The sequence below is a fragment of the uncultured Marivita sp. genome (assembly GCF_947488135.1).
Lineage (GTDB): Bacteria > Pseudomonadota > Alphaproteobacteria > Rhodobacterales > Rhodobacteraceae > Marivita.
Genome location: NZ_CANKYW010000002.1, coordinates 111,594 through 127,690, shown reverse-complemented (window position 1 = coordinate 127,690; position 16,097 = coordinate 111,594). Strand labels below are relative to the sequence as shown.

At 62.5% G+C, this 16,097-nt stretch carries 18 protein-coding genes; 11 read left to right on the top strand and 7 right to left on the bottom strand.

Annotated elements, in window-relative coordinates:
• Nucleotides 1-122 precede the first annotated feature (122 nt).
• Nucleotides 123-1,694, top strand: a complete 1,572-nt coding sequence (locus tag Q1B16_RS07855; protein ID WP_299786341.1) for a Hint domain-containing protein — start codon at nucleotides 123-125, stop codon at nucleotides 1,692-1,694.
• Nucleotides 1,691-2,770, top strand: coding sequence for a Hint domain-containing protein (locus tag Q1B16_RS07850; protein ID WP_299786339.1), 1,080 nt, complete (start codon nucleotides 1,691-1,693; stop codon nucleotides 2,768-2,770). Before Q1B16_RS07855 ends, Q1B16_RS07850 begins: the two co-directional genes overlap by 4 nt.
• On the opposite strand, the gene Q1B16_RS07845 is transcribed toward Q1B16_RS07850, so the two are convergent.
• The gene (locus tag Q1B16_RS07845; protein WP_299786337.1) at nucleotides 2,767-3,117 is read right to left on the bottom strand and encodes a hypothetical protein; all 351 of its coding nucleotides are present in this window, start codon (nucleotides 3,115-3,117) and stop codon (nucleotides 2,767-2,769) included. The genes Q1B16_RS07850 and Q1B16_RS07845 overlap by 4 nt on opposite strands.
• 114 nt (nucleotides 3,118-3,231) lie before the next feature.
• On the opposite strand from Q1B16_RS07845, the gene Q1B16_RS07840 reads away from it, so the two are divergent.
• Complete coding sequence (locus Q1B16_RS07840) at nucleotides 3,232-3,627, top strand: rhodanese-like domain-containing protein (RefSeq protein WP_299786334.1); 396 nt, start codon at nucleotides 3,232-3,234, stop codon at nucleotides 3,625-3,627.
• Between the two features lie 27 nt (nucleotides 3,628-3,654).
• On the opposite strand, the gene dapD is transcribed toward Q1B16_RS07840, so the two are convergent.
• Both dapD and Q1B16_RS07830 read right to left on the bottom strand, forming a co-directional pair.
• A complete protein-coding gene (gene dapD / locus Q1B16_RS07835) occupies nucleotides 3,655-4,482 on the bottom strand; it encodes a 2,3,4,5-tetrahydropyridine-2,6-dicarboxylate N-succinyltransferase (protein ID WP_299786332.1) in 828 nt (275 codons plus the stop codon).
• 158 nt (nucleotides 4,483-4,640) lie between these two features.
• Nucleotides 4,641-5,558 carry a threonine/serine dehydratase gene (locus Q1B16_RS07830; RefSeq protein ID WP_299786330.1) on the bottom strand — a complete coding sequence of 306 codons (918 nt, stop codon included), beginning with the start codon at nucleotides 5,556-5,558 and terminating at the stop codon, nucleotides 4,641-4,643.
• 72 nt (nucleotides 5,559-5,630) lie between these two features.
• On the opposite strand from Q1B16_RS07830, the gene Q1B16_RS07825 reads away from it, so the two are divergent.
• Together Q1B16_RS07825 and Q1B16_RS07820 are read left to right on the top strand one after the other, a co-directional pair.
• Nucleotides 5,631-6,473 (top strand): LOG family protein, encoded by an 843-nt coding sequence (locus tag Q1B16_RS07825; protein ID WP_299786328.1) that lies wholly within the window; start codon nucleotides 5,631-5,633, stop codon nucleotides 6,471-6,473.
• 225 nt (nucleotides 6,474-6,698) lie between these two features.
• The gene (locus Q1B16_RS07820) at nucleotides 6,699-7,721 is read left to right on the top strand and encodes an aspartate-semialdehyde dehydrogenase (RefSeq protein ID WP_299786326.1); all 1,023 of its coding nucleotides are present in this window, start codon (nucleotides 6,699-6,701) and stop codon (nucleotides 7,719-7,721) included.
• Between the two features lie 96 nt (nucleotides 7,722-7,817).
• Here the strand turns inward: Q1B16_RS07820 and Q1B16_RS07815 are convergent, their stop codons facing one another.
• Complete coding sequence (locus Q1B16_RS07815; RefSeq protein ID WP_299786324.1) at nucleotides 7,818-8,414, bottom strand: TetR/AcrR family transcriptional regulator; 597 nt, start codon at nucleotides 8,412-8,414, stop codon at nucleotides 7,818-7,820.
• A 105-nt stretch (nucleotides 8,415-8,519) separates the two neighbouring features.
• Between Q1B16_RS07815 and Q1B16_RS07810 the strand changes: the two genes are divergently transcribed.
• Nucleotides 8,520-8,966 (top strand): SRPBCC family protein, encoded by a 447-nt coding sequence (locus tag Q1B16_RS07810; RefSeq protein ID WP_299786322.1) that lies wholly within the window; start codon nucleotides 8,520-8,522, stop codon nucleotides 8,964-8,966.
• A gap of 11 nt (nucleotides 8,967-8,977) precedes the next feature.
• Nucleotides 8,978-9,937, top strand: a complete 960-nt coding sequence (locus Q1B16_RS07805; protein WP_299786320.1) for an N-acyl homoserine lactonase family protein — start codon at nucleotides 8,978-8,980, stop codon at nucleotides 9,935-9,937.
• Nucleotides 9,938-9,944: 7 nt separating this feature from the next.
• Here the strand turns inward: Q1B16_RS07805 and Q1B16_RS07800 are convergent, their stop codons facing one another.
• On the bottom strand, nucleotides 9,945-11,093 hold the full coding sequence (locus Q1B16_RS07800) for a sialidase family protein (protein ID WP_299786318.1): 1,149 nt from the start codon (nucleotides 11,091-11,093) through the stop codon (nucleotides 9,945-9,947).
• A 211-nt stretch (nucleotides 11,094-11,304) separates the two neighbouring features.
• Between Q1B16_RS07800 and Q1B16_RS07795 the strand changes: the two genes are divergently transcribed.
• Nucleotides 11,305-11,631 carry a hypothetical protein gene (locus Q1B16_RS07795; protein WP_299786315.1) on the top strand — a complete coding sequence of 109 codons (327 nt, stop codon included), beginning with the start codon at nucleotides 11,305-11,307 and terminating at the stop codon, nucleotides 11,629-11,631.
• Here Q1B16_RS07795 and Q1B16_RS07790 read toward each other — a convergent pair whose 3' ends face one another.
• Nucleotides 11,632-12,282: a carbonic anhydrase gene (locus tag Q1B16_RS07790; RefSeq protein ID WP_299786313.1), complete on the bottom strand. Its 651-nt coding sequence runs from the start codon at nucleotides 12,280-12,282 to the stop codon at nucleotides 11,632-11,634.
• A 146-nt stretch (nucleotides 12,283-12,428) separates the two neighbouring features.
• Between Q1B16_RS07790 and Q1B16_RS07785 the strand changes: the two genes are divergently transcribed.
• The 3 genes from Q1B16_RS07785 (at nucleotide 12,429) to Q1B16_RS07775 (ending at nucleotide 15,125) form a co-directional block, all read left to right on the top strand.
• Entirely contained in the window at nucleotides 12,429-12,812 is a 384-nt protein-coding gene (locus Q1B16_RS07785) for a hypothetical protein (protein ID WP_299786311.1), read from the top strand.
• 61 nt (nucleotides 12,813-12,873) lie between these two features.
• Nucleotides 12,874-14,259 carry a leucyl aminopeptidase family protein gene (locus Q1B16_RS07780; RefSeq protein ID WP_299786309.1) on the top strand — a complete coding sequence of 462 codons (1,386 nt, stop codon included), beginning with the start codon at nucleotides 12,874-12,876 and terminating at the stop codon, nucleotides 14,257-14,259.
• Nucleotides 14,256-15,125 (top strand): NlpC/P60 family protein, encoded by an 870-nt coding sequence (locus tag Q1B16_RS07775; RefSeq protein WP_299786307.1) that lies wholly within the window; start codon nucleotides 14,256-14,258, stop codon nucleotides 15,123-15,125. The genes Q1B16_RS07780 and Q1B16_RS07775 overlap by 4 nt, the downstream gene beginning before the upstream one ends.
• A 45-nt stretch (nucleotides 15,126-15,170) precedes the next feature.
• On the opposite strand, the gene Q1B16_RS07770 is transcribed toward Q1B16_RS07775, so the two are convergent.
• The gene (locus Q1B16_RS07770) at nucleotides 15,171-16,088 is read right to left on the bottom strand and encodes an ornithine cyclodeaminase (protein WP_299786305.1); all 918 of its coding nucleotides are present in this window, start codon (nucleotides 16,086-16,088) and stop codon (nucleotides 15,171-15,173) included.
• Nucleotides 16,089-16,097 lie beyond the last annotated feature (9 nt).

The window sequence follows — 16,097 nt, the reverse complement described above, 5'->3', positions numbered from 1 at the left end:
TGATTAATAAAAATAAATTGCTTGAGGCAAAGCAGTGTTCGGTCGGCATGTGCGGCACGGTGAAAACACCGGTCGCGCACTTTGTGTCTCCGGTCCATGCCTCAGGCACATGCGAGGCAGAGATGGCGACCGGAGCGGAGCTTACCTACGACACCAATGCCAGTGCGGTTCAGATGGCGCAGGCCATCTTCGGCTCCGGCGCAACCGTGCTCAATGCAAGCTACAGCGGCGACAGCCGGGCCTCGGCGATTTACTCGAACGGAGATGCGTTGGCGCCTGGCGTCACTCCGTCGGATACCGGCGTCATCCTCTCCACGGGACAGGTCAGGGCCTTTACCCAAAGCGGCGGCGACCCGAACCGAAGCGCTTCGACCACCACATCGTCCTTCGGTCAGAACAACAACAGCGATTTCAACGCGGCCGCCGGTACGAACACGTACGACGCAAGTTACCTCGATGTCGATTTCGTGCCCGATCACAATCTGATGACGATGCAATTCGTCTTTTCGTCCGAAGAATATCCGGAATTCACCAACTCGATTTACCAGGACTTCGTCGGCGTTTGGATTAACGGGCAACAGGTCGATATCGTCGCCGGTGACGGCGACATCGATCCGGCGAACTTGAACACCACGGCCAACATCAACCTGTTCAAGGACAACACCGGCGACGATTACAACACCGAAATGGACGGGTTCACCGTGACCCTGACGCTGACCATGCGCGTCAATGCCGGCGAAACGAACTCGATCCGGATCGGGATCGCGGATGTCGCCGATTCCAACTACGATTCCAACCTGCTGATCGCCGCGGACTCGGTTCAGACCGAACTCGTCGCAAGGTCCGACCTCATCAGCATGTATACGAACCGGACCAAGACGCTCGACGTGCTGGACAACGACGTCAACAACACCGGCGGCGTCATGGTGATCACGCATATCAACGGGATCGCCGTGTCCACAGGCGACAGCGTGACGCTCGGCACCGGGCAGGTTGTCACGCTGAACGCGGATGGCATGTTATCCGTCACCTCGGACAACGATTTCGAAACGGTGAATTTCACCTACGGGATCGAGAGCACCAATGGCGAAACCGATACCGGCTTCGTTACCATCGCGACGGTGCCCTGTTTCGTTGCGGGCACGTTGATTCAAACCGAAAGCGGCCAATCGCGGGTCGAAGCGTTGCGGCCCGGCGATCTTGTCTGGACAATGGACCGCGGCTTGCAGCCGTTGCGCTGGATCGGGCAACGCACGGTCGCGGCGACAGGACATCTGGCACCGGTGCGGGTCGCGGCAGGCACGTTCGGCGATCACGCCAACCTGATGCTGTCACCGCAACACCGCATCCTCGTCCGCGATCCGCTGGCCGATCTGGTGTTCGGAACGCCCGAAGTGCTGGTCGCGGCCAAGCATCTGGTCAATGGCCGCACCGTGCAGACGATCGAAGGCGGCAGCGTCACCTACGTACATCTTCTTTTCGATCAGCACGAGATCGTCATGGCGAACGGGCTGGCCACCGAAAGCTTCCTGCCCGGACCGCAGACCGTCGATGCGTTCGAAGATGACATCCTGGAAGAGATCGGCGTGCTGTTCCCGGATCTCGATCTTGAGACCGGGCATGGCTACGGCGATGCCGCACGGCAAATCCTCAAGAAGCACGAGGCACTAATGCTTTTCGGGGCCGCTGCATGAGCTGGTTCGCCCTTCTGGATTGCGACACCCGAACCCCCTGGGTCAGAGACGATGTGGAAACGATCCTGGCCAAACGCCCGCGCGCTTGCGTGCCGCGCGGATCGGTCGTTCTGGAAACCGGCCTGTCACCCGACGCTCGCCCGCAAACCCTGATCAGTTTCAAGCGCGGCGGGGCGGCACCGGCCAGTTTCTCACTGATGTCGACGCCACACGGCAGTGTCGTTCTGGTCATCGCGCAGGGCGACACGGTGGTGCACGAGGTCGTGGAGCGCGGACGCGAGGCGCGCACCGAGACCCTTCAGGTCACGATAAGCTGGGACGTGGCGCATCAACTGGGGCGCCTTGTGGTCGCGCGTCCGGAGACCGAGCACGTCTTGATCCGGCATTTCGAGATGCCCCGCGCGCCCTTGCTGTCCGATCTCGCCGCGATCGCGCGGCCTCAGGGCCTGACCGAGATCGACCCCGACGTGATCTTCGTCGCCCTGTCCACCGATATCGAACCGGTCGGCCCGATGCCGACCCTCTCTCCCTCCGTTACGGTCGAGACCGCGCAGGGGTTGCGCCTTGTGTCGCAACTGCGTCAAGGCGACGTTGTGCGGTCGGCGAATGGCAAACTGGTCCCGATCCTACATGCGGTGAAACGCGCGGTCCCGAGCCTGGGGTCGTTCCGGCCCGTCCGTCTGCGAGCGCCCTATTTCGGCCTGACCCAGGACGTCGTCGTGTCGCGCCACCAGCGTCTTTTGGTCAGCGGTCCGGAGGTCGAATACCTGTTCGGACGCGAGGAGGTGCTCATCCCGGCCTCTGCGCTGGTCAACGGATTCGCCGGTCATATCGAACCCGCACCGCGTTTCGTGACCTACCATCAGCTTCTACTGCCGCACCATGACGCCGTGCGCACCCCGGATGCCGCGCTGGAGTCGCTCTATATCGGGCGGATGCGCCGTGACCGGACGCAATTGGATGCCTCGGTCCTAGCGAACCTGCCGCGCGCGCTGTTGCCGGAACACCACCGCGCCGGATACCAAGTGCTGCGGTCCTTCGAAGCGATCACTCTGGCCGAGGCGCGCGCCGCTTAATCCTTGTCGCGCTCACCGAAATAGGGCGTGACCTGCGCGACGATCACCGCGTTCTCGTCGAGCGCCTTCTGCATCAGCTCGACTTCATCCGCCTCGATCTCGTGGCCCTGCGCCTTGCGCTCTTCCAGTGTGCCGTACCCCGTCACATCGAGCGGTGCCATGTCCGCCTGCTTGAGGATCGCCACGGTTTCGCGCACCGCCTCTGCCTCGTCGACGCCAGAGGCGTAGCACATCAATCCGGCCCCGGTGGCCCCTTTGGGCAGCCCGTCACCGGATTTGCGCCCAACCTCCACGACAAGCGTGTAGACCGAATGCGGTTTCTTCGGCTTTTTCGGGCTGTCGGTCATGGTGCGGCCTGTCCTTGGTGTTGCGCGCTGCATCTGCCACGAAACCCGCTGCGCGTCGAGGGTTGTTGCCGCCGCCAAGCTGCGCATACTGCGCGCAACACAGGGAGGAATGATATGAAATCGGTCAAGGACATGGTGGCAGCGGCGAACGAAGTGGTCGATCACGCCCCGGCGTCAGAGGTAATGGACCTGCACGGCCAAGACGGCGTCACCTTTGTCGATCTGCGCGATCCGCGGGAATTGGAGCGCGAGGGCATGATCCCCGGCGCATTTCACTGCCCGCGTGGCATGCTGGAGTTCTGGATTGATCCCGACAGTCCCTACGCCAAACCGCAGTTCCAGACCGGCAACCGGTTCGTGTTCTACTGCGCCTCGGGTTGGCGCTCCGCCTTGTCCGCGCAGGTCGCGCAAGAAATGGGTCTGGATAATGTCAGCCACATCACGGATGGATTCGGCGGTTGGAAAAAGGCGGGCGGCCCAGTTGGTGAGAAGCCCGCCAAAAAAGCGTAGGGTGCGTGCTCGCGCGCAGCGACCACCTCAGTCGCGCAGCAGTTCGTTGATGCCGGTCTTCGACCGCGTGCGTTCGTCCACGCGCTTCACGATCACCGCGCAATAGAGGTTGATGTTGTTCTTCGACGGCATCGATCCCGCGACGACCACCGAATACGGCGGCACTTCGCCATACATGACCTCACCGGTTTCACGGTCGACGATCTTGGTTGACTGGCCGATGAACACGCCCATGCCCAGAACCGAGCCCTCGCGCACGATACAGCCCTCGACGACTTCGGACCGCGCGCCGATGAAGCAATTGTCCTCGATGATGGTCGGACCGGCCTGCATCGGTTCCAGCACGCCACCGATGCCCACGCCGCCCGACAGGTGCACGTTCTTGCCGATCTGTGCGCAGGACCCAACCGTGGCCCAGGTATCGACCATCGTGCCTTCGTCGACATAAGCGCCGAGGTTCACGAAAGACGGCATCAGGACCACGCCCGGCGCGATATAGGCCGACTTGCGCACGACGCAGTTCGGCACGGCCCGGAACCCAGCGGCGCGCCACTGGTTGTCGCCCCATCCCTTGAACTTGCTGTCGACCTTGTCCCACCAGCCGCCACCCTGGGGGCCGTTGTCGTGTTGCTCCATGTCCTTGATGCGGAAGCCCAGAAGTACCGCTTTCTTGGCCCATTGGTTCACGCTCCAATCGCCGTTGTCCTGACGTTCCGCCACGCGCAGCTTGCCGCTGTCGAGCGCGTTCAGCGTGTCCTCGATCGCCTCGCGGGTTTCCCCGCCGGTGGATGGCGTGATCGTGTCGCGCGCGTCCCACGCGGCTTCGATGGCGGCTTCAAGCTGTGCGTTGGACATGGATGCGCTCCTCACGTCGTTTTCTTTGAAATCGCTTTGCCTATAAGCCGCGATGCGTGGACGCGCAACGTGCGCGGTCAGATGAGCCTCTGGAAAAAGAACGGCCTCGAGGCAGGCCGGGGCACGATGCTTTGAGTGGCCAAGCCGATAATTTGCAGTTAACCGAATTCCGGATCAGGCGCGATATTGCCGCCGCACACCAGAACCGCCAACCGCTCGTCCGGCGCGGGTTGATAGGCCCCTGAAATCAGCGCCGCCAAAGCTGCCGCTCCGGCCGGTTCGACCAGTTGGCGATGCGCCTGCCACAACGCCTGCTGCGCCTCGATGATCGCACCATCGGACACTAGCACGGTCTCTGTTCCTGCTGCGGTCGCCAAGTCGAAACAGATGTCGCCGATCCGGCGCGCGCCAAGGGCATTGGCGGCGACACCGGACACCGCCACGTCCACCGGTTCACCAGCGTTGCGCGCGGCGTGCAGCGCAGAGGCGGTCATCGGCTCCACCGCAATCACCTTTCGGCGATCGCCCAACCACGCAAGGGCACCCGCGATCAGGCCGCCTCCGCCGACCGCGATCAGGATGGTATCGGCGTCGAGTCCCTGGGCTTCCCACTCGCGCATGACTGTGCCTTGGCCTGCTACCGTCAGTGCCGCGTCATAGGCGTGCACCTGCATCGCACCGCTTTCCGACGCTTCGCGTTGCGCCAATTCCAACGCGTTTGCATATTCGCCAGGTACCACCGTCAACTCGGCCCCGGTCCGCTCGATCAGGGCGATTTTCGCGGGACCGGCAATCTCGGGCACGAAGATCCGGGCGCGGTGGCCAAGCCGTTGCGCGGCATAGGCAACCGCCGCGCCGTGATTGCCGCCGGAGGCCGCGACGACCCCGGCCGGGGGCACATCGGAGGCCAGCAAGGTATTGAACGCGCCGCGTGTCTTGAAGCTGCCGGTGTGCTGGGCCTGTTCGAGCTTCAACTCGATCTGAGGGCCGAACGCGTCGCTCCGCATCACCGGCGTTTCGACGATATGCCCGGCGATCCGGTCGGCCGCTTCGGTGATCTGGGTCTGCCAATCCACTGTGTTGCCTCTCTGGTGTCTTTGACGGGGACGCTATAGGTCTGAGACATGAGGAACAAGGAACCGACTGCCATGAAAGACCACCGCAACAGCCCGTTCCGCGATGCCGGTCTGGACAGAAGCACCGCCAGCCATGTGCCCGACACCGCGCAGACACGGTCGCCGTCCTATCGGCTGGCCTTTGCAGACGACGATTTCCTCTGTCGTGAGGAACTGCGCCCGGTGCGGTTGCAACTCGAATTGCTGAAACCGCAGCTCATGCTCGACGAGCACCAGATCGAAAGCACCATCGTGCTCTTCGGCGGCGCGCGCATTCCGCGTCCCGCCAACAAGGACAGCGCGCGCACCAGCACGCTTGCCGAGCTTTCGCATTTCTACGAGGAAGCCCGCGACTTCGCACGATTGATGACCCGCAAGTCGATCCAGACGAACTGCAAGGAATACGTGATCGCCACAGGCGGCGGGCCCGGTGTCATGGAGGCGGGCAATCGCGGGGCGGCGGACGAGGGGGGCAAATCTATCGGTCTCAACATCGTGCTGCCGCACGAACAGGCGCCGAACGAATTTGTCACGCCCGAGCTGTGCTTCAATTTCCACTACTTCGCCATCCGCAAGATGCATTTCCTGATGCGCGCCCGCGCCATCTGCGTGTTCCCCGGCGGGTTCGGAACCCTGGACGAGATGTTCGAATCGCTGACGCTGATCCAGACGGGTCGCATGGACCGGGTGCCTTTCCTGCTTTTCGGTCGCGCCTTCTGGGAGAAGATCATCAACTGGGACGCCTTGTCCGACGCCGGTACGATCAGCCCGGAGGACCTCGATCTCTTCCGGTTTGTCGAAACCGCCGAAGAAGCCGCCGAAATCATCGAAAACTGGGATCCTGCTCCGCCGCGGTCCGATATTCCCGGGCGCTGAGCCGAACCCGACCGGATCGGATCGCGGCGCGATCCGACCGATTGGGGGACCAGTCCCCCAAACCCCCTGTCATATTTTTAAAAAGAAGAAGCAGGCGCGCGCGTCCATCGCCTGAGACGCCACGCGCAAACGCCCCCTTTCGCAGACGCAGCACGTCCTGTATGAGCCACGCTCAGTCCGGCCGCCGACACGACCCTCGGGGCTGGCAAGCGAAAGGAGAGCCACATGGGCTACAGAGTCGTCGTTGCAGGCGCCACCGGTAACGTGGGCCGCGAAATGCTGAACATTCTGGACGAGCGCCAGTTCCCCGTAGACGAGATCGCCGCGCTCGCGTCGCGCCGGTCGCTGGGCACGGAGGTCAGCTTTGGCGACAAGACGCTGAAGACGCAGGATCTCGACACGTTCGATTTCACCGGCTGGGATTTCGCCCTGTTCGCGGTTGGGTCGGAAGCAACCAAGAAATACGCGCCCATCGCCGCCAAGGCGGGCTGCGTGGTGATCGACAACTCGTCGCTCTATCGCTACGACCCGGATGTGCCGCTGATCGTGCCCGAGGTGAACGCCGAGGCGATCCACGGCTATTCCAAGAAGAACATCATCGCCAACCCGAACTGCTCGACCGCGCAGATGGTCGTGGCGCTCAAGCCGTTGCACGACCGCGCGCGCATCAAGCGGGTTGTGGTGAGCACGTATCAATCCGTGTCCGGGTCCGGCAAGGAAGCGATCGACGAGCTGTGGGATCAGACCAAGGCGGTCTACAATCCGACCGACAATTACGAGCGCAAGGTCTACACCAAGGACATCGCGTTCAACGTGATCCCGCATATCGACGTGTTCCTTGAAGACGGTTCCACCAAGGAAGAGTGGAAGATGGTCGCCGAGACGAAAAAGATCGTCGATCCGTCGATCAAGGTCACGGCCACCTGCGTGCGGGTACCTGTGTTCGTCGGGCACTCGGAAGCGATCAATATCGAGTTCGAGGATCACCTCGACGAGGACGAGGCCCGCGACATCCTGCGGGAGTCGCCGGGTATCATGGTGATCGACAAGCGCGAGGATGGTGGCTACGTCACGCCGAAGGAATGTGTCGGCGACTTTGCGACCTTCATCAGCCGCATCCGTCAGGATCCGACAATCGACAACGGCATCAACCTGTGGTGCGTGTCCGACAACCTGCGCAAAGGCGCGGCCCTCAACGCGGTTCAGATCGCCGAGGTGCTGGGGCGCGAGGTGCTGAAAAAGGGCTGACCGCACTTATTAATTGAAAGTTCAAAGCCTCCGTGGGTAACCTCGGGGGCTTTTTTGCGCATCAATTGGTCCGATGCGACCTTGACCGAGCAGGCGTCACCCTTTTGGTTTTGGTGTGCAAAGCCAAAGCTCTGAGGCTTGCGCGATCTGCGCGATCACGGCTGCCGGGTCGCGCGCCGGTTCTGCCATCATGGCCCGCATCGCACCTTCGACCATGCCATGCGCCATCCGGGCGGCAAGCGGCAGATCGACATCGGCACGCAATTCGTTTCGGTCCATGCCGTCCTGCAAATGGGTCTTGATGGCGTGCAGGACATGAGACGTCTCATGCGCCCCGGCATGAGAGGCGTAGGCCGATAGCGCCATGAGCCGGGCAAGGTCGCGTTCACGGTCCGCCGCCTTGAATATCGCCGAGATAATGGCCGTGAACCGCTCCGGGAATGGGATGTCCCGGATCGCGGGATCATTCATAGCGTCCGCAAAGGATTGCTCCGCCCGGTCTAGAACGCCGCCGAGCAATTCCGCCTTTCCCTCGTACCGCAGGTAAATCGTGCCAACGCCCACGCCTGCATCCTTGGCGATGTCCGACAGCTTGGTCACCTCGAACCCGTGCATTGAAAAATGCCGCGTGGCCGCATCGAGGATTGCATCGGTTTTTGTGGCTTGTGCCGGTTTTACGTCATTGGTCGTCATCGAAAATGAATATCATTCATTTTCTTGATTGACCAGTGTCTGCGTTCATGAGAAATGAATGAGGTTCATTCATAAATGTTCTGAACGTTGTCTCGAGGAAAGCCGATGCAAACCGATAACACGACCGAGATTGCGGCGGGTACGGACCGTGATTTCAGTTTCACGGTACCCACCTCCATGCCGGACCGTATCTGGTACTTGTGGACAACCCCTTCGACCTGGGGCCGCTGGGACACTGGCCTCAGATCAGTGTCGATGGACGGAGTGATGAAACTGGGTTCCACCGGCCGGATCCAACCGCTCACCGGCCCGAAGACGCGGTTCACGGTCGTACTATTTCACCCGGATACCTCCTATGCCTTTGAGACGATGCTCCCCTTGGCGCGACTGAAGGTCGAGCGTTTCTTCAATTCCGACCGAACGGCCTTTACGCACCGGGTCTCGTTTCATGGGGTCGCAGCGGTCCCTTTTGCGCGCTTGTTCGGCCCCGCCTTTCGCAAGGCCCTGCCGCCCACGATGCGAAACCTGAATGCCTTGGCGGCGGAGACATGATGGGCAGCCCCATGTCGCGACGGCGCCTTTTTGGCCTCGGGTCGCTAGGCGCGATGGCGGCCGCAATGGGCGGTTGCACCTTCTTGATGACGCGCTCGGTCAAGGCGGTGGATGCCGCGCCGCCACCGCCACCGCCACCGCCGGTTTCGGTCAGAGTGTCTCGTGGAATACGGCTCCACATGATCCAGACCGGCTGGGTGGCTGTCAAACGGGAGCATCGCGCGTTCAATGGCCCGCCCGCGCTGCGTCTCCCTGCGATCATGGCGAGCCGAAACTGGACCGAATGGATGCCGATCACGGCCTTTGTCATCGAACACCCCGAAGGCCTTATAGTTGTGGACACCGGCGAGACCGCGCGTATCGCCGACCCTGGATACACTGCTTGCGATTCCATGACGGGCACGTTCTACAACCGCAACCTGCAATTCGTCGTCACGCCCGAGGACGAAATTGCGCCGCAGATGATCCGCCTTGGTCTTTCGCCGGGGCAGGTGAGACAGGTCGTGATGACCCACCTGCATTCAGACCATATGGGCGGTATGTCCTCGTTCCCGAATGCACGGGTATTCGTGTCGGACGCCGCAAGGCAAGGACACGCGGGCGCGTTGATGTGTCGTCTTCCGTCGGGCGTCGCCTACGCCCCCGTGACCTATGCAGAGCGCAATGTCGGCGTCTTTGCGAACACTATGGCATTGACCGCAGACGGCACGGTGTACCTCGTTCCGACACCGGGTCATGCGCGGGGGCATCAATCCGTATTGATCGTGGACGAGGGCAAGAGCCTCTGCCTTGTCGGCGACGCGGCCTTTTCGCTTGATCAGATCCAGAGCGGGGAGATTGGTGGAATTGTCGAAAACCATGCTGACGCCGTGCGCAGCGTCGGGATACTGAAACGGCAATTCGATGCTTTCGGGACGATCATGCTGCCCACGCATGATCCAGGAAACGCGTCGCGACTTGGCGGCGCATGATCGCGCGTCAGAAATGCACCGCTTCCACCGAAAGCACAGTGGGCAGGTGCCGCACCACCTCCGCCCAGTGATCGCCCCCGTCGACGCTGGCAAACACGGACCCGGTGTTGGTGCCGAAATACACGCCGACCCGGTCTTGGGTGTCGGTGGTCATGGCCTGCCGCAGCACCGTGAAAAAGCAGTTGGCCTGCGGCAGTCCCTCGCGCTGGGCTTGCCACGTATCCCCGCCATCGCGCGACACCCAGACGGCCGCCTTGGCATCGGGCGGATAGCGCCCCTCGCTGTCTCCGTTCAGGGGTAACGTCCAGATCACTTGCGGATCGTTCGGGTCGACGGCGATGGGAAAGCCGAAGGTCGACGGCAACCCAGCGGTGATATCATCCCAGTGCCGCCCACCATCGTTGGAACGCCAGACGCCGTAGTGGTTCTGCTGGTAAAGCAGGTCCGACCCGGGCGCGCGCACCATATTGTGGACGCAATGCCCGGTTTCGCCGTCCCGCGGCGCGGCGGGATGATGGTGATGGCCGCAGCTTTCGGCATTGGACAGGCGATTGCGCCGCTCCCAGCTTTGGCCCCCATCCTCGGAGGCAAAGACACCAGCCGCGGAAATGCCAAGCCAAATCTTGGACGGATCATCGGGCGAGGTGACGATGGTGTGCAAGGTCAGGCCCGCGGCACCGGGGTTCCAGGTCTCGCGGCCGTCGAACTGCGCAAGCGCGTCGTTCTTCGCCCAGTTTTTCCCACCATCGGTACTGTGCAGGAGCGTGCCCGGCTTCGCCCCCGCCCAAAGACTGCCATGCGCGTGATGCAGCGACCAGACCGAGTGCAGCTCATCCGTGAAAGGCGCGGGAACATCCTCCCAACCGATCATTGCGGCGAAGTCGGGATCGTTCGCCGCCCAGTCGTCCATTTGGCCGCGCGACAGTTTGCTCAGACGCCAGGTCGCTCCGCCATCCTCGGAGCGCCAGACCCCGGCCCCGGACCAATCGTTCCCGCCGCCGGCCCAGAGCGTGCCGCTGTCCGGATCGCCAGCCATGTGGTTTATCGTCCAGCCATCGCAATGCGGCCCGCTGACGTCCCACTCGGTTCGGTCTGTGCTTGTAAGAATGAAGGCGCCCTTGGTGGTGCCCACAAGAAGATGCACGGCGCCAGTCATGTCAGACCTCCAAAGCGCGCGAAAGATGCGCAAAGGATGCCATCAGATCGGTTTTTGCGCAACGATTGCCTGAAGGGGCCGAAATCGATCACGGAACGCGTCGATCTGTTGCGCGTTCTTCACACCAGAGCGCGGGTCTTTCGGCTGCCCCATTCTTGCCGCATTTCACTCGCACGCTTTGAAATGTTGCGATTTGGTAAAGGTACCCGTCATGGCCGTACAGTCTGTCCCACTTCAATCCGATGCCACGCTTGGCATGCCGATGCCCCTCGACAGCGAAACCGCAATGCTCTTGCGCACGGTGCTGCTGCCGCATTTCGAACGGGCGACAAGCTGGGGCGATCTATGTGCGCGGCTGGCATCCAAGGGCTACGCGATCACGTTTCGCGGCGGGCATCTGGTGCTCGAAGATGATTCCGGCAAACCGGTCTGTACCGGGTCGATGATCGGGACACCGCTGTCCAGACTGGCAAACCGCCTTGGTCGTCCCAAACTGCGCACGGATTGCTCCGGCGCGTCGGCCACGCTTCAGAGCTGATCAGACCGGCTGGAAAGACCGGGTTTTCGGGTCGAAGAATTCCAGACCGCCTTCGCCGATATCGGTCCAGAGCCCGTGCAGGGTCAGCAAATCCTTGTCGACCGCCTCCCGGATGAACGGAAACGTCATCAGGTTTTCCAACGACACGATCACCGATTCCTTTTCGAGCGCCCGCACTTGCCCTTCCGGGGCATTCATGGCCTTCACGCGTTCGTAGCCAGGCCGCAGAATATCCATCCACCGTCCCACAAAGCTCGACTGTTCTTCCAGATGCGGCGCGTTGCCAGAGCACATATCGAGACAGCCCTGAACGCCGCCGCACTGGGAATGCCCCAGCACGATCAGATGCGCCACATGCAACGCCGTAACCGCGTATTCGACGGCGGCTGACGTGCCGTGATGGTCGCCATCGGGCTCGTAGGGCGGCACGAGATTGGCGATGTTGCGATGGATGAAAAACTCGCCCTGGTCGGCGCCGAAGATCGACGTGACATGAACGCGGCTGTCGCAACAGGAAATCACCATTGCACGGGGGCGCTGGCCCTCGGTGGCAAGGCGTTTGTACCAGGCCCGGTTGTCCGAGTAGGTCGTGGCCTTCCAGCCCTGATACCGTTGGATGAGATATGCAGGCAGCGGCTTCGCGGCGTTCATGAAATCCTCCGCCTCTTGGGTCGTCGTCCCAAGCGGGATACGTCGAATTTAATCGGAATTCGAGAGAAAAACCGTCGCGGGGGTTACCACTTCGAAAGGCATGGCTGCGATAGAGAACGCCGGGTTGGGGTGAGAAAGGAAGTGACATGATGCACCAAGTGACGGTTTTGCATCCCCGCGACACCGCGTATTTTGACGAAGATACGCTGAACGGGCTCAGTCGCGATCTGGGTCCGGCTGTTGCCGAAAACATCCTGTGCCGCGCTCTTGAAGACATCGCTGTGCGGTTTCGCCAAATCCGCGAAGATTACGCCGCAGGTAATCACGCCGCGCTGCGCAAGACGGTCCATGCGGTGAGCCCGATTGCCGATCAGATCGGGCTTCCGGTCCTCGCAGGGATCGGACGCGATGTAGTGATCTGCATCGATCAGGGCGATCCGGTGGCGCTTGCCGCGACGCTCTGTCGGCTCTTGCGCTGCGGGGAATTGGCCATCTCCTGCGCGGATCTGGGAATAGACCTTTCGCTCTGATTCCGCTTGCAGCGGGTGTCCATCGGCGTACCCTCGCCCCTGGTTGGAGAAGGGGACATTCATGACCGTTGCACTCGCACCTGCGGATACGGAGGCGTGGCCGATCTACGTTTTGGGGACCGACGACGTGGCCCTCTGGGCCGGACAGCAAAGCGACCGCATCCGCACCTGGGTCGAAGCGAGCGGCTTCAAGGGCGCCATCGGATCCGTCCTGATGATCCCGGACGATCTGGGTCACCCCGAGGCGGCTCTGGTCGGGTATGGTACGCCCGCCGCGCGCAAGCGGGACCGGTTTGCCCTGTCGGCGGCGATGGCGAAACTGGCCCCCGGGACCTACCGGATCGCCTGCGGCATCGACGATGACCAGCTTGAGCAAGAGGCGCTGGGCTGGTTGCTCGCCAGCTACAGCTTCGATCGGTATCGCGAAAACACCGCCGACTGCGCCACGCTTGTGACACCCAAAGGCGTCGACGGTGACCGTGTGAACATCATGGCCGAGGCCGAGTTCCTGACGCGCGACCTGATCAATACTCCTGCGTCGGATATGGGTCCGGAAGAGCTTGAAACAGCGGCGCGCGTTCTTGCCAAAACACATGGCGCGAAGATCACCGTGACCACGGGCGACGCGCTGCTCAAGGACAATTTCCCGATGATCCACACCGTCGGCCGCGCCTCGGACCGCGCGCCTCGGCTGATCGACATGAGCTGGGGCAATCGCGGGCCGAAGATCACGCTGGTGGGCAAGGGTGTCTGCTTCGACACGGGCGGGCTGAACCTCAAACCCGGCAGTTCGATGGGTCTGATGAAAAAAGACATGGGCGGCGCTGCCAACGTGCTGGGCCTCGCGCATATGATCATGGCCTCGGGTCTTGATGTTCGCCTGCGCGTGCTGATCCCGGCGGTCGAAAACGCTGTCAGCGGCAACAGCTTTCGCCCGCAGGACATACTCACCTCGCGCAAGGGGCTCACCGTCGAGATCAACAATACCGACGCCGAAGGCCGCTTGGTGCTTGCCGACGCGCTGACGTTGGCGGCCGAGGACAACCCGGACCTGATCGTGTCGATGGCAACGCTCACCGGTGCGGCGCGGGTCGCGGTTGGCCCGGACCTCGCGCCTTACTTTACAGATGACGATGTGGTGGCGACCTCGCTCGACCTGTCCGCGCGTCGCATGGCCGATCCGGTCTGGCGCTTGCCGTTCCACGCGCCCTACGAGGCGATGATCGAACCGGGCATCGCCGATCTCGACAACGCGCCCAAAGGCGGGTTTGCCGGATCGATCACCGCCGCGTTGTTCCTGCGCCGCTTCGTGAACGAAAACGACCGCTACATCCATTTCGACATTTATGGCTGGCAACCAACGGCGGCACCCGGCCGCCCCAAAGGCGGCGCGCTTCAGGGGGCACGTGCCCTGTTCGCCGCGCTTCCGGACATGATGGACCTATGACCGACCGGCGCGATTTCTGGTCCAAAGCCACCGCTGACGAGATCGCACGCGCCTGCGACGAACACGGCCTGCGCCGCTCCGACCCGGAGGTCAAACGGACCGTGAAACCCGTCACCGACCTGTTCGCACAACCGGGCAAAGCACGCGACCGCCAGATGCTGCGCGGACAGGCATTCACCGTTCACGCGCTGTCGGAAGACGGCTGGGCCTATGGCGAAACGGCGGCCACGCGCTATTCCGGCTGGATCGCCGTCGAGCAGCTTGTCGGCAACCCAGACATGACCCCGACCCACCGGATCGCCGCTGCGCAAAGCTACGCCAAACCAACAAGCGGCCTGAAAACGTCCGGCCCGGTCACACCCCTGTCGATGGGGTCCGAACTCGTGGTCCTCGATGAAAACGACGGCTGGTCGCGCATCGCATGGTCGGCCGGGCTTCGCAGCGAAGAGCTCTTCGTGCCCTCCGTCCACCTTCGCCCCATTGACCACCAAGACACTGATCCTGTCGCGGTCGCAGAACGCTTGATCGGCTCTCCCTACCTTTGGGGCGGCAATTCCGCATTCGGGATCGACTGTTCCGGCCTGGTCCAGATCGCCTGCCACGCCTGCGGCATCCCGTGCCCCGGCGACAGCGACCAGCAGATGGCGCATCTGGGCAAAACCTGTGACCCCGACACACCGCCAGAGCGCGGTGACCTGATGTTCTGGAAAGGCCATGTCGGCTGGGTGTCCGATCCGCACACGCTCTTGCACGCCAATGCCCACGCGATGGCCGTGACCGCCGAACCCCTGGACGAGGCGATCCGCCGGATCAAGGCGCAGGGCGATCCTGTTCTGCGGCACGCGCGCCTGCGGTCACAAACCTGACCCGGTTTCCGTCAACGGGAACAGGCGATACGTCCATGCATCGCTTTACCGCGCATTCCACCGCTCCAGGATATAACGGCTGACCATCAGGTCCAGATGCGCCCCGCCGCCGTTCTTGAACAGCGTGATCTCGTCGACCGACTGCCGCGTGAACGCGCCCAGATCGTAGTAATCCGCGACGATATCGGCCTCCGAGATCACGCCCCGCGCAATCGGATCCTTGATCTCGCCGATATGCCCCACAGTCGTGTCCAACGAGTCCACAAACACCCGCGCGCGCGTCAGCGCCGTATCGTCGGCTTCGCGCATATCCGGTCGATACGCGCCGATCAGGTCCACATGGGTGCCGGGGCGCAGCCAGTCGCCCCTCAGCACCGGTTCAGTCGACATTGTGGCGCAGGCGACGATATCTGCCTGCCCAACCGCTTCGGCCAGATCATCCACCGCTGTGACGTGATCGAACCCCTCCGCCAGGTTCCGCGCTGTGCCGCCCGTCCGGTTCCAGATCAGGAAACGCGCATCGGGAAAGGCCGCTCCGTAGGCCTCGATCAAAGACCGCGCCACCGTCCCGGCCCCGACGATCAGGATCACCTCGCTGTCCGCCCGCGCCAGCCGCCGGGCCGCGAGCAGGCTGTCCCCGGCCGTCTTCCACTTCGTCACGAGATGGAAATCGACGATTGCCTCCAACGTGCCGTCGCGATCCGAATAAAGCGTTACCCCGCCATTCACCGCCGGTTTCCCCAGACTGGCATTACCGGGAAAGATCGTCGCCGATTTTATCGCAAGCCCCAGCCCGTCGATCCACGCCGCTCGGTTCAACAGCGTGTCACCACCGCGATAAAGAAAGCTGTCCGCGATTTCGGCCTTTGGTAGATCGTGTCCCGCCGCAATCGCATCCGTCAGCCCGATCCAATCAAGCTGCGCGTCGCCCTCGGCAAAGGGAATGATCTCGGGTGTGGTCATGGTAATACT

Coding starts and splice junctions, on each gene's coding strand:
- Q1B16_RS07795 (WP_299786315.1), top strand. CDS start 11,305: ATGGCCGTACAGTCTGTCCCACTTCAATCCGATGCCACGCTTGGCATG.
- Q1B16_RS07775 (WP_299786307.1), top strand. CDS start 14,256: ATGACCGACCGGCGCGATTTCTGGTCCAAAGCCACCGCTGACGAGATC.
- Q1B16_RS07825 (WP_299786328.1), top strand. CDS start 5,631: ATGAAAGACCACCGCAACAGCCCGTTCCGCGATGCCGGTCTGGACAGA.
- Q1B16_RS07850 (WP_299786339.1), top strand. CDS start 1,691: ATGAGCTGGTTCGCCCTTCTGGATTGCGACACCCGAACCCCCTGGGTC.
- Q1B16_RS07770 (WP_299786305.1), bottom strand. CDS start 16,088: ATGACCACACCCGAGATCATTCCCTTTGCCGAGGGCGACGCGCAGCTT.
- Q1B16_RS07815 (WP_299786324.1), bottom strand. CDS start 8,414: ATGACGACCAATGACGTAAAACCGGCACAAGCCACAAAAACCGATGCA.
- Q1B16_RS07820 (WP_299786326.1), top strand. CDS start 6,699: ATGGGCTACAGAGTCGTCGTTGCAGGCGCCACCGGTAACGTGGGCCGC.
- Q1B16_RS07855 (WP_299786341.1), top strand. CDS start 123: ATGGCGACCGGAGCGGAGCTTACCTACGACACCAATGCCAGTGCGGTT.
- Q1B16_RS07805 (WP_299786320.1), top strand. CDS start 8,978: ATGTCGCGACGGCGCCTTTTTGGCCTCGGGTCGCTAGGCGCGATGGCG.
- Q1B16_RS07845 (WP_299786337.1), bottom strand. CDS start 3,117: ATGACCGACAGCCCGAAAAAGCCGAAGAAACCGCATTCGGTCTACACG.
- Q1B16_RS07785 (WP_299786311.1), top strand. CDS start 12,429: ATGATGCACCAAGTGACGGTTTTGCATCCCCGCGACACCGCGTATTTT.
- Q1B16_RS07810 (WP_299786322.1), top strand. CDS start 8,520: ATGCAAACCGATAACACGACCGAGATTGCGGCGGGTACGGACCGTGAT.
- Q1B16_RS07840 (WP_299786334.1), top strand. CDS start 3,232: ATGAAATCGGTCAAGGACATGGTGGCAGCGGCGAACGAAGTGGTCGAT.
- dapD (WP_299786332.1), bottom strand. CDS start 4,482: ATGTCCAACGCACAGCTTGAAGCCGCCATCGAAGCCGCGTGGGACGCG.
- Q1B16_RS07790 (WP_299786313.1), bottom strand. CDS start 12,282: ATGAACGCCGCGAAGCCGCTGCCTGCATATCTCATCCAACGGTATCAG.
- Q1B16_RS07800 (WP_299786318.1), bottom strand. CDS start 11,093: ATGACTGGCGCCGTGCATCTTCTTGTGGGCACCACCAAGGGCGCCTTC.
- Q1B16_RS07780 (WP_299786309.1), top strand. CDS start 12,874: ATGACCGTTGCACTCGCACCTGCGGATACGGAGGCGTGGCCGATCTAC.